Origin of the sequence: Streptomyces sp. NPDC015032, from assembly GCF_043080425.1 — a bacterium.
Taxonomy (GTDB): Bacteria; Actinomycetota; Actinomycetes; order Streptomycetales; family Streptomycetaceae; genus Streptomyces.
The window spans coordinates 1-10,903 of record NZ_JBIBVN010000083.1 but is presented as its reverse complement, the minus strand read 5'-3'; the positions used below and the strand labels follow the sequence as shown (position 1 = coordinate 10,903).

12 protein-coding genes and 1 pseudogene are annotated in these 10,903 nt (G+C 67.5%); 6 read left to right on the top strand and 7 right to left on the bottom strand.

The annotated features are described in order from the left end of the window. A pseudogene (locus ACF08M_RS40935) lies at positions 1-107 on the bottom strand (IS6 family transposase); the annotation flags it as partial. Positions 108-689: 582 nt separating this feature from the next. Here ACF08M_RS40935 and ACF08M_RS40930 point away from each other — a divergent pair. Then, positions 690-968, top strand: a complete 279-nt coding sequence (locus tag ACF08M_RS40930; RefSeq protein ID WP_392190400.1) for a hypothetical protein — start codon at positions 690-692, stop codon at positions 966-968. Positions 969-1,192: 224 nt separating this feature from the next. Here the strand turns inward: ACF08M_RS40930 and ACF08M_RS40925 are convergent, their stop codons facing one another. Then, entirely contained in the window at positions 1,193-1,927 is a 735-nt protein-coding gene (locus ACF08M_RS40925) for a dienelactone hydrolase family protein (protein WP_392190399.1), read from the bottom strand. Positions 1,928-2,436: 509 nt separating this feature from the next. On the opposite strand from ACF08M_RS40925, the gene ACF08M_RS40920 reads away from it, so the two are divergent. Beyond that, on the top strand, positions 2,437-3,804 hold the full coding sequence (locus ACF08M_RS40920) for a hypothetical protein (protein ID WP_392190398.1): 1,368 nt from the start codon (positions 2,437-2,439) through the stop codon (positions 3,802-3,804). 117 nt (positions 3,805-3,921) lie between these two features. Further along, the gene (locus ACF08M_RS40915) at positions 3,922-4,203 is read left to right on the top strand and encodes a hypothetical protein (protein WP_392190397.1); all 282 of its coding nucleotides are present in this window, start codon (positions 3,922-3,924) and stop codon (positions 4,201-4,203) included. A gap of 60 nt (positions 4,204-4,263) precedes the next feature. On the opposite strand, the gene ACF08M_RS40910 is transcribed toward ACF08M_RS40915, so the two are convergent. Continuing rightward, positions 4,264-4,467 (bottom strand): hypothetical protein, encoded by a 204-nt coding sequence (locus tag ACF08M_RS40910; RefSeq protein WP_392190396.1) that lies wholly within the window; start codon positions 4,465-4,467, stop codon positions 4,264-4,266. Between the two features lie 204 nt (positions 4,468-4,671). On the opposite strand from ACF08M_RS40910, the gene ACF08M_RS40905 reads away from it, so the two are divergent. The 3 genes from ACF08M_RS40905 (at position 4,672) to ACF08M_RS40895 (ending at position 8,808) form a co-directional block, all read left to right on the top strand. Then, entirely contained in the window at positions 4,672-5,520 is an 849-nt protein-coding gene (locus ACF08M_RS40905) for a hypothetical protein (protein WP_392190395.1), read from the top strand. Then, entirely contained in the window at positions 5,517-7,061 is a 1,545-nt protein-coding gene (locus ACF08M_RS40900) for an SsgA family sporulation/cell division regulator (RefSeq protein ID WP_392190394.1), read from the top strand. The genes ACF08M_RS40905 and ACF08M_RS40900 overlap by 4 nt, the downstream gene beginning before the upstream one ends. Positions 7,062-7,179: 118 nt before the next feature. After that, a complete protein-coding gene (locus tag ACF08M_RS40895) occupies positions 7,180-8,808 on the top strand; it encodes an ISL3 family transposase (protein WP_392190393.1) in 1,629 nt (542 codons plus the stop codon). 15 nt (positions 8,809-8,823) lie between these two features. On the opposite strand, the gene ACF08M_RS40890 is transcribed toward ACF08M_RS40895, so the two are convergent. The 4 genes from ACF08M_RS40890 to ACF08M_RS40875 all read right to left on the bottom strand — a co-directional run bounded on the left by ACF08M_RS40890 (position 8,824) and on the right by ACF08M_RS40875 (position 10,770). Further along, positions 8,824-9,408, bottom strand: a complete 585-nt coding sequence (locus tag ACF08M_RS40890) for a GNAT family N-acetyltransferase (protein WP_392190392.1) — start codon at positions 9,406-9,408, stop codon at positions 8,824-8,826. 201 nt (positions 9,409-9,609) lie between these two features. Then, positions 9,610-9,984, bottom strand: a complete 375-nt coding sequence (locus ACF08M_RS40885) for a hypothetical protein (RefSeq protein WP_392190391.1) — start codon at positions 9,982-9,984, stop codon at positions 9,610-9,612. Positions 9,985-10,270: 286 nt separating this feature from the next. Continuing rightward, the gene (locus ACF08M_RS40880) at positions 10,271-10,543 is read right to left on the bottom strand and encodes a hypothetical protein (protein WP_392190390.1); all 273 of its coding nucleotides are present in this window, start codon (positions 10,541-10,543) and stop codon (positions 10,271-10,273) included. Then, positions 10,543-10,770, bottom strand: a complete 228-nt coding sequence (locus ACF08M_RS40875) for a hypothetical protein (RefSeq protein ID WP_392190389.1) — start codon at positions 10,768-10,770, stop codon at positions 10,543-10,545. Before ACF08M_RS40875 ends, ACF08M_RS40880 begins: the two co-directional genes overlap by 1 nt. Positions 10,771-10,903: the final 133 nt, after the last annotated feature.

The following is a 10,903-nucleotide window of genomic DNA, read 5'->3' as shown; positions in this document are numbered from 1 at the left end:
TCGACCTCGCGGAAGCTGAGCGGGAAGCGGAAGTACAGCCACACACAGTGGGAGATGACCTCGACCGGGTACCGATGCCCCCTGTACGACGGCGATGCGCTCCCCACGGACAATCCCCTCCACCATGATCAACTCGAAGATCCTCCCACGCCATTCGCCAATGTGACAGTGCCCGATGAACCGCATGAGCGCGGCCCACCGCCGGCAGTCGAGTCGCACGAACCAGTTCCCCGAACTCAACCGGCCCGTTCGCCGCGGCCGCGAGCAGAGCCGGCTGGCAGCCCAACTGGTCCGTCATCGGCCGCCGCTGTGCCGACAGGGCGTCCAGCCCCGAGAGCACGTGCGGCCGCCAACCGGTGATCACCGAGTAGTGCCAGCCGCATGCCGCCGCCGCCTCACGGGACGCGGCGAACTTCACCGCGTCCAGCTCGCCGACCAGTCCGGCGGGCCGGATATCCAGCAGCCAGTGCCCGCCGTCCCTCATCACCGCCAGGAAGTCGGGGATGTGCCCCGCGTGGCCGTCGACGTGCTCGAAAGCGAGGGAGAAGGGCTGCGGAAGCACCTCGATCACCGTCATGAAGTCCAGGGCCAGCAGAGCAGCCCTCTCCTCCAGCGATTCGTAGCCGTGCTTCCGCCCCGTCGAGACCAAGAACTCCAGCCCGGGACGATGCCACTGCTTCGTCCTCCAGGTGAAACCGCGGACCGGCTTCGACGACAGCACCGGCACCGAACCCAGGTCCCGGACCGGCCAGACGACCTCCAACCCGTTGATCTGCCACGCAGCCGTCCAGCGACTCGCCCAGTTGTCCCGCATCACCAACCGCGTACGGGCCTCATCCAGGCTCCTGTACGACGACATCAGCTCGTCCAGGACGCACGCATCGGAACGCACCTGGGGGACGGTCTTCGGATTCACCGCACCAGACGACCAGCTCGTACGCCGCCCCGCAGCGGTTGATCGCAACTGATCACTTCTGTCCCGTCGCACTGCGGCTGTCAGGTGATGGACCGTTGACGAGCTGGGATGCCAGGTCGTTTGCGACCGCGGAGGCTCGGGGGTTCTCAAGCGACCTGGCTTTTACGGAAGTCTCGTTCACGATAGAGGCGGGCCACGGCCATGGAGACATCAGTGTGGCCCGCCATGCCGTCTGCTGGTCGCGGCCGCTTCAGGCTTGGTTTCCGGGCTGGAACCTCAGCCGCTGGCCAGGGTGCGGTCCAGGAGGGGGAGCAGGCGGTCCCAGTGGCGCTTCAGCCCGGAGGCGCTAAAAGCGTCGGTGTCGGACATGGTGAAGCCGTGGATGGTGCCGGGGTAGATCTCGGAGGTGTAGCCGACACCTGCCGCATCCAGGGCCTCGTTGAGCTTGCCGAGGGTCTCAGGTGTCATGTCGCCTTCGGCGTGGCCGAGGTGGACCTGGGCGGTGAGCTTGGAGAAGAGGTTGGCCCCATCGACACCCACGGGGCCGTGGAACGCGGCGACGGCCGCCACCTGGTCGGGGTGGGCCGCGGCGGTGCGCATCGCGTAGAGGCCGCCTATGCAGTATCCGGTCACCGCGACCGGTCCGGCGCCGACCTCGGGCTGGGTGGTGAGGAACCTGAGGTAGGCGTCGGCGTCGCTCAGGACACGTTCGGCGGTGTGCGCCTCGATCAGGGGCATCACCTGGGCGAAGACCGCGGGCCGGACCTCTTCTCCGATGTACTCGGGAAGCTCGACCAGCGGTGCCGAGCCGTGCCGGTAGAAGGAGTTGGGGACGAGCACGTAGTAGCCGTGCCCGGCCAGTTCGCGGGCCATCTCCCGCAGCACGGGCCGGATACCGAAGCCGTCCGCGTACATCAGCACCCCTGGGTGCCGCTCGCTGTGGTCGGGAAAGGCCGCGAAGGCGTCGGCCTGGCCATCCGTGGTGGGAATCCGCAGCGTCTTGGTGGGCATGAATGCTCCTGTCGTGGTTGATGTACAGAGCCTGTGATCAACACGAAGGAGGCGGGGCCCGCGCAGCAGCGGAAGAGCCTCGATCAAACAGCGGGCCCAAACCAGCCCGTGCGGCGCTCAGAAGAGCACCGGGTCACCAATCTGTGTGTGGCGCAAGGCCGTCCCGGTATTCATAGCCGCACAGCGTAGCCCACCGGATATGAGCCGACGCCAGCACTCCAGCCCGAGGGATGCCTCGAGTGGATGAGAACCGACACGCACCGCATGCGACACAGTGAGAATTCGACAAGCTCAGTGCGACAGGGCAACTTCGGAGAGTAACCACAGGGCAACATCAGCGTCGTTTGCCAACAAGCGTGCTGATTTGCCAACTGTGCTGCGTCGTCACATCCACAGACCGCAGCCCGGGGCCCGCATTTCGCCGAACTCTATGCACAGGCCAGCGCTCATAAGTTCGGTGTCCGCTTCCGGGTGTGAGGTGCCGGGACGCAGGCCGAAAGGGCACGGCCATGGCACAAACCAAGTTCGACAAGCAGGTGGAAGAGACCGCCGAGTCGCTGGCGTTCGGCATCGGCAGGTTCCTGGCTGGCCGACCCATGGACGGCGAGCGGGAGACCGACGCGACGTTCTGGCGCAAGGGCACCCGTGTCCTGCCCAAGGTCGAAGGCAAGGTGTCCCGCTCCTCCTACCGGGCCGGGTGGCAGCGCCTGGTCTTCCGCGTCAGCGGCCTGGCCGCGACCGGCGGGGCCGGCTACTGGGCGCTGTGGGAGAACCAGGACTCCACCTTCGCCACCGCACGCGACATCTGGGAGAACCCCGACCCCACCCTGGCGACGCTGGAGACCGGCGGCATCGCCGCCGCTTCGGCCGCGGCTGCCGGCGGCGTCGCGTACGGGCTGCTGACCCGCAAGCGCCGCGAGTTCATGCGCGAGTGGGTGACCCCGCTGCACGAGGCGCTCGCCGTGCCGCTGGGCATCTCGGAGCTGACCGACCCGCGCCGCTACCTCCACGTACCCAGGCACTTCTCCGACGACGACGCTCAGATACGCATCGACGTGCCCACCCACATGAGGTTCAACGAGGACCTGGTCGCCGACCTCATCGTGAAGAAGCTCGCCCTGGAGAACGTCTCCTTCACCTGGCGCCGGGCGGGCAAGGACACCCACGTCATCGTCAAGAAGCGCAAGGTCCCGCCCAAGAAGCTGGGCCTGTCCGATCCCGGGGTGCGCGAGATCCTCGCGGGGATGCCCGAGTCGGCGCCGCTGATCGGTCTGGGCTCGGCCGAAGTCAGTCCCATCCCGATGGCGAGCGAGCACCCAGGCCGCGTCCAGGTCGTCACCCGCGGCCGCGCCCAGGAGACGCAGGTGCTGAACCTGTCGAACGCGGAGGCCCGCGAGTGGACGATGTCGGGTGCCCACTCGAAGGGCACGGCGGGCCCGGCCCTGCAGAAGCAGGCCGTACCCCCGGCCCCGGCCGCCGGCCTGCTCGCCGATGCCTGGGGTCTCAGCGCCCCCGAGATCCCGCCCGCGCCCGCTACCGGTCCGGCCGCCGACCGGGACTTCCTCGCCGACGCCTGGAGCTTCACCCCGCCGACCCCGGCCCCGGCTGCCGACCCCGGCGACACCACGGAGACGCCGACGGCGAACCCGGCCCCGGCACCAGACCCGGACGACGCGGTGGTCGGCCTACGCAAAGCCCAGCAGGACCACCTGCCGGAGATCACGCTCGCCGCCCTGCGCTGGGCGCGGGCCAACGACCCAGACTTCCCCAGCCCGGTCGACAAACGCGGCGCCGAACTCCTCTACCACGTCGGCGACCTCAAGAAGTGGGCCCGCAACCGGCCCCGCGGCGCGGCCGGCACCACCGACCTGGACTGACCAGCCCCGGCTTGCCGAAGTTCGCGAACCGGCCCTGTCCGGTCCGGACGACACGATCCCCCCACCTGGAAGAACACCCGGTTCACCAGGCACAGCACAGAAAAGGAACACCACACCATGATGAAGACGACCACCACCACGACCACGACGCTGCGCCTCACAGACCCCGCCGTCCGCGAGCAGCTGGAAGTGCTGCCCGCCTCCAAGGTCCTGATCGGCCTCGGCGGCGACGCGCGGCCGGTCTGCGTCGACCTGGGCAGCGAATCGCCGCACGTCCTGGTCTGCTCCGCCAGCGGCGGCGGCACCTACACCACCCTGCGGGCCCTGGCCGCCCAGCTCCTGCCTTACCTGTCACCGCGACATGCCAGACCCCGCACCAACATGACCAAGCCCTACTAGCCGGCGGTTGCGCGCAGGCACACCACAGCCAGCCCCGTGGCGTGCCTGGAGGCGCGTGGCTCACGCGATGATCGCGTGGAAGAACAAGACGCCTGCGCCGAACGCGGCACCTCCGGCGAGTACGGCGCTGGCGGCAGCCCCGCCGGACAGAACGGTCAGCACTCCGGCACCAATCCCCACCAGTGCCCCCAGCAGCAGGACGAGCGTTGCACGCAAGCCCAGCAGCGGGTGCGGATTCGGGTTTGACATCATCAACTCCAGCACGGTTGGCGGGACGCCACGGCGCCCCGGACGATCGGTCCTCGCTGGTGCTGTAGCAGCCGCACCTCACTTTCCCCCCGCGTGACGTGAGTCACAAAAGAAACTCTGGATTGGGCGGGGGGCGTTTCCCCGAGCGGGCCTATGACCCAGGTGTGAAAGTCGGTCGGTCCCGCCCGGGGCCGCGGCGGGTGAGGCAAGGGAGCGAATGTGCTGGATGGGATTCAGGGGGAGCGCGCTCCCGACGACGAGTCGCATGAGATCGACCCCGGCTCGAACGAGCCGGGCCCCGATGCCCTCGTGAGCCTCGAACGGGACCTGACCCGCTCCACCGGCACGCAGGCCGCGGACGCAGCCGCCCGTATCGAGGCCGACCGGCGCATTGTCGAGATTTTGCGCCGCGACGACTTCAGCGGACCCCGCTACGACAAGGCCGCCGCCCGCTGGTGGAAATACGGATGGCGCATCATCATCAAGTGGTCCCGCACCGGTGAGATCTTCGCCCGTGCCCGTGCCGCCGGCCGTCCCGTCAAGCCACGGATGATCACGAGCACCTGGACGCAGGACGACCGCATCGAGGTAGCCACCGACGCCATGATCAGCGGAATGGAACTGTTCCGCGACCGGGGACTGAGGCAGGGAGGCTGGAACCATGAGGGCGGCGCCAGCCTCACCACCTTCGTCGTCGGCGCAGCGGTCCGCAGCTACCGCCCCGCCTACGAGACCTGGTTTAACGGCAAGAGCCGCCTGGCCGAACTCGATATTCAGCCTCAACCGTTTGACGACGAAGAGCCGCGCGACATCCCCGACCAGAGGGCCGTCGACCCCTACTACGTGGCCGCCACCGCCGACGAACTCACCCGTGTCCTGTCCCATATCCCCGACACCCAGCTTCGCAAGGGACTGGGCCTGCGCGCCCTGGGCTACACCCAGGCCGAGGCTGCGCTCCGGGTCGGCCTGACCGAGAAGGCACTCGAGCGCCGTCTGAGCCGGACCCGCACGCGAGTCCTCAACGCCTACCAGCAAGAGCCCGAACTTGGGGAAGGAGGAGCACGATGAGCCTGAACCAGTACCCCGTCACGGGCGACGCCGAAGTGACCGAGGACGAGTTCGACGCACTGCTCGAGGCATCCAGCCTGGGCGCACAGCATGTCCTGGCCGAGACGGAGCCGATCCCCGCAGAGGTCGAGAGCCGTATGGCCCAGGCCCTCGCAGGAGAACCCCGGCACCAAGACCACGAGCCCCACAGCACACCGACCTTCATCTGGAGCAGCACCGGACGGCCGATCACCGTCCTGTGCGCCGATCCAAGGGCGTTGTCAGTTCTGCGATCCAGCGCCCGGCTGCCCTCCTCGGGTGGAGTCGTGGTGGGCCACCTGAACAGCGGCAAGACACATGTCATGGCAGTCCTTGCCACCCTGGCAGCACGACGGCGGACACCCCACCACTTCGACCGGCGGATGCAGGATCTGAGGCAGCAGCCCTTCACCATGATCCGAGCCGAACGCCTCATCGACGAAGCGAAGCTGGCCTTCAGCACCCCGTGCGTGCACGACAGCGAACGGGCACCCGCGCTCCCCGCACATGCCCCTTACGGCTGCGCTCACCCGGCCGCACCTCCGGCCCTCGAGCAGACACGCCACGTGCATGCAGCACGGATGACCGACCTGCTGATGGCGCCTCCAACCGCTGCTGGTATCGGTGAGACGTGCCCGTCGCTGGCTTCTGTCACCGCCTGGCATGCAGCAGGAACGGTTCCACCAGAATTGCGCCCCGAACCGCTCGTACCACGCCGGAGAACTGCTGCGGACGAAGCAGACCTGTGGTCCTTCGCGCGCATGGACGGAGACTGCGAATCCGACTTCTGGCATGCAACGTTCCTCACGGGCCAACGCCGCTATCAGCCGATTGCAGCGATCAGAGAGCACCGCGCAGATCTGGCATGGCCGCAGCAGCTACTGCTGGCCAGCCATCTACCCACCCTGTCGGCGCCACCGCGCAGGCCCGCATCCCATGGTGCCGTAACCCACGAACCGCACTCCATCGCGACTGCGAGAGAAGCACCGGTCACATGCGTCGGCGAGTACCTCCACTGCGGTGTCCAGGAGGATGCGGGCGAACTCCTTTTCACGGAACAAGAAGGGACGCCAGTGCTGCGCGGCCGCGTGGAGATGCTGTTCCACGAACATGAGAACGACCCAGGCGCACCCGTCGCTGTCGAACTCGCCTATCGCTCCAGCGATCCTTTCGCTGTGCAGATGACCTTCCACCCTGGCACCGACGAATCTGTCGTCTGGCTCATCGCACGGAGTCTGCTGATCGACGGACTCAGCCGGAGCGCAGGCGACGGTGATGTCGTCATCTGGACACCGGAGCCCACCAGCCCGCACGTACACCAACGCACGTACCTGCGACTGAACTCACCTCATGGAACGGCACTGTTGTCGATCTCTCACCAGCGTCTCGAGCACTACCTGGAACGCACCCGGCAGCTGTGCACAGTGGCAGCAGAGGATCACCAGGTGGCCGCAGCGCTTGATGCCCTGGAGAGCGATCTCAGTGAACTCGTATGCCGAGGTAAGACCGACTGGAACAAGTAAGGGAGTGGCTTCGTTCACTTCGAGCGGTTCTGGCTCAGCTTCCGTGCAGCGGCCACTGTGAGTGACATCCGCCCCTCTCGGGACAGCTTCGGAAGTCGCCCGAAAATCAGCCGTCGCCGTGGCGGTTGGGCTGAAAGTCCGGGCTGTGGAAGGGGTTGCACTCCGGTTGAAAGAGCTGTTGTTCCCGTCGATCGCGGACATCGCGGTGCTGTCGGTAGACGTGGACATCGAGATAGTGCGTGTTGACGCGCAATGCATCACGGTCGGCGCCGCCTGCCCAGGATGCGGGGCCTGGTCGACTCGGGTCCACAGCTCCTACCTGCGGTTTCCCGCCGACGCGCCGAGCGCCGGACGAAGCGTCGTGCTCCAGTTACGGGTTCGGCGGTTCCGATGCGGGAACAACTTGTGCCCCCGCCGGACCTTCGCGGAACAGATACCCGGCCTCACCCGCAGGCATGGTCAGCACACCGAGCGACTGCGTTCCACCCTGGCCGCACTCGGTCTCGCCCTGGCCGGCCGGGCCGGCGCCCGGCTGGCTTCCGTCCTCGGCGTGTCCATCAGCCGGAGCACGGTATTGCGCCTGGTCAACGCTCTGCCTGAGCCGGAGGTGCCCGCACCGCGGGTGGTCGGCGTCGACGAGTACGCCACCCGAAAGGGCCGCCACTACGGCACCGTGCTGGTGGACGTCGAGCCCCGCCGTCCGATCGATCTGCTCCCGGACCGGGAGGCATCCAGCCTGGCCGCCTGGCTCGCACAGCGGCCCGGTGTCGAGATCGTATGCCGGGACCGCGCGCCTTTCTTCGCTGAAGGTGCCACTGCCGGAGCACCACAGGCGGTGCAGGTCGCGGATCGGTGGCATCTCTGGCACAACCTGAGCGAGGCCGCCGAGCGGAGTGCCGCCCAGCACCGTCGCTGCCTGCGCGTCCTGACGCCCGCAGCGTCTCAGCCCGAACTGGAGAACGTTCCCGCCCCGGACCCATCCGCGTCGCCATGGCCGACAGGTCACCGCTTTGCCGACCGGACTCGGACCCGGCACGCAGCCGTTCATGCCCTGCTGGAAGCAGGACACAGCCTGCGATCGGTCCAGCGCCAGCTCGGGATGAGCTGGCACACCGTCAAACGGTTCGCCGACGCCGCGAAGCCGGAAGACCTGTTCACCGGCCAGTGGCAGAACCGCTCCTCGGTCCTCGACGACTACAAGCCCTACCTGGACAACCGCTGGAACGAGGGCTGCACCAATGCGTGGAAACTCTGGGAGGAGATCGTTCCGCTCGGTTACAAGGGCAGCTACCAGCGGGTTCGCGCCTACCTGCACGACAAGCGCACCTCACCACGACCGGTGACCGCCCGGCCGCCCTCCCCCCGGGCCGTTGCCGGATGGATCCTCCGACACCCGGACACCCTCACCGAACCCGAGCAGCTCCAACTCAAGAACGTGCGGACACACTGCCCCGAACTCGACGCGCTCACCCGGCACGTCCGTTCCTTCGCGGCCATGCTCACCGGACGCCAAGGCAAGGACCTGCCGGACTGGCTCGACGCCGTCCGACAGGACGACCTGCCCAGCCTCCACACCCTCGCCGCAGGCATCGACCGCGACCGCGACGCCGTCATCGCCGGCCTCACCCTGCCCTGGAACTCGGGCGTCGTCGAGGGACACGTCAACCGCATCAAGATGCTCAAGAGGCAGATGTTCGGCCGCGCCGGCTTCGCTCTCCTGCGGAAGCGGGTTCTCCTCGCCCGGTGACAGGCCGCTACACGATCAGACAGCGACTTTGGCCGCCACCCGGGCAACAAGCTTGCCGCGCACGGATGGCCACTCATCCACGAGGACGCTGTAGTACAGCGAATCACGACGAGTACCGTCCTGACGCACCATGTGGCTGCGCAACGTCCCTTCATAGACCAGCCCCAGCCGCGTCATCGCCTGCTGGGACCGCACGTTCAGGTTGTCGGTTCGCAAGGCAATTCGAGCAAGGCCCAGATCGTCGAAGGCGTGGGCCAACAGCAGAAGCTTGGATTCGGCATTGTAGGGACCGCCCCAACAAGAACGGTCGAACCAAGTCGCACCAATCTCCGCACGGCTCTCCGCGAGGTCAAGCTCATACAGGCTGGTCGAGCCGATCACTGTCTCGTCCGTGAGGCGCTGGACGGCGAAGCATCTCCTCGCCCGATCCGCCAACATCTGGCTGATCATCTCCCGCGTCTCTATCACGGAGCCTGGGCGAGGCCGGGGCATCCAACGCCAGACCTCAGGATCCGACGCTGAGGGGAACAACGCCTCTGCATGATCGACGGACAGCGGAACGAGACGGACAGCGCGGCCGAGGAGGGAGTCGTTGCTCATCGCTGCACCATAGCTTCGGGATTACTGCCCCATCGTCGATGCGCAGATCATGTCGCCTTCATCACGCACAGCAACCGCTGCACGGAAGCTGAGCCAGAACCCGTTCTCGTGGACGAAGCCAGGCTGTAGGCATCACCAGGGATACCGACTTGTTCTAGTTCTCCAGAACAAGAGCAGGCGGCCTACTCAGCGCAGACGACCTCACGATGCGTGCGAAGGCACACGTGACGGCTCGTACTCAGCGACAGTGACCGGCTCGCCGTTCACGATCTTCTGCAAGGCATCTGGGAACGGATCCGCAAAGTCGAGACCAATCGAAAGCAGGTCGCCGCGAAGGCAGGCCATGTGGGTCCTTACGCGCTGGAGGCGCTGGTTCTCTGGATACCGGCAGTAGACCTGGGGTGCGGACGGGCCAGGGACGGTGGAGTGCGGGGAGACGTTGAGCACATCGCCTTCGAGGCCAACGCTCAGGCGGAAACCTCGCTCACCGATGGACTTACTCCAGGATGTGCCCTCGAGAGCGTTGACCGTGTGTTGGAGCACGGCATGGGCGCGGCGGCGCTTGACGCTGTTCATAAGCCCTGTCCTATCAGGGCTGTGGCGCCCGGTAGGGGAACTCGATGCCGACATCCACGAAGGCTCGCAGCTCGCGAGTTCAAGGCTGCCGATCAGATCGCGATCCCGGTGGTACTGCTGCAAGACCTCGCTGCACGGCGAGACGGTCCTGCTGCACGTGCATCACCCGTGTGCTGACTGGACCGTGCGAATGCTGCGCTGCCATCGGAGCCGCCATGCAGCAGTCGGGCAGCACGACCAGGAGCACGGGCAGCGCCAGGAGCAGTGCAAGGGCAGCGGGCTGCTGCTACACCCCGATGAAGGCGACGACGACCACCGTCTTCAAGGCCGTCACCCAGTACACGAGCCGGACGCGTTCGACGTCGTCGACGTACTGGCGCAGCCGCGGGCCGCTGCCGTCGCCAGGGAGCAGTTCGCCGGCGTCGGGGTCGACGGAGATGACGACCAGGGCGCGGTCCAGGGCGTGGAGCTCGGCTTCGCTGGTGATGACGTCCAGCTGCTTGGCGGCGGAGTCGGAGAACGCGATCCGGGCGCGGCGCGGGCCGTGTGGTGCGGGCATCAGGCGACGGCCGGGCGCTGGGCGGCGAGCCGGGCGAGGTGGGCCTCGCGCAGCTCCTCCCACGGCGTGCAGTCCTCCACCGCGGGCAGGCCGTTGGCGGCGATGTCCTCGAGGACGGCGGCGAGCTGGTCGGCGCTCTCGCGGGTCCGGGCCGCGTACGCGCGCAGCCCGTCGGCGGCGTCGGGCTCCAGCTGCTGCTGGGCGGCGGGGGTCGGCTGTTCGCTCATCGTGGCCTCCAGGGCGCGAACGGGCATGTGCCACCGCGGGGCGCTGTCACGTTGTTGGGTGGTTGAGTGTCTGATGGCGTCGTCGGGGCGTGATGGGCTTGCGCTTCGGGCCTGGGGTCAGGCCGTGGTGGAC

Excerpts from the sequence above, each read along its gene's own strand:
- ACF08M_RS40925 (WP_392190399.1), bottom strand. The coding sequence starts at position 1,927 with ATGCCCACCAAGACGCTGCGGATTCCCACCACGGATGGCCAGGCCGAC.
- ACF08M_RS40920 (WP_392190398.1), top strand. The coding sequence starts at position 2,437 with ATGGCACAAACCAAGTTCGACAAGCAGGTGGAAGAGACCGCCGAGTCG.
- ACF08M_RS40915 (WP_392190397.1), top strand. The coding sequence starts at position 3,922 with ATGATGAAGACGACCACCACCACGACCACGACGCTGCGCCTCACAGAC.
- ACF08M_RS40900 (WP_392190394.1), top strand. The coding sequence starts at position 5,517 with ATGAGCCTGAACCAGTACCCCGTCACGGGCGACGCCGAAGTGACCGAG.
- ACF08M_RS40890 (WP_392190392.1), bottom strand. The coding sequence starts at position 9,408 with ATGAGCAACGACTCCCTCCTCGGCCGCGCTGTCCGTCTCGTTCCGCTG.
- ACF08M_RS40885 (WP_392190391.1), bottom strand. The coding sequence starts at position 9,984 with ATGAACAGCGTCAAGCGCCGCCGCGCCCATGCCGTGCTCCAACACACG.
- ACF08M_RS40880 (WP_392190390.1), bottom strand. The coding sequence starts at position 10,543 with ATGCCCGCACCACACGGCCCGCGCCGCGCCCGGATCGCGTTCTCCGAC.
- ACF08M_RS40875 (WP_392190389.1), bottom strand. The coding sequence starts at position 10,770 with ATGAGCGAACAGCCGACCCCCGCCGCCCAGCAGCAGCTGGAGCCCGAC.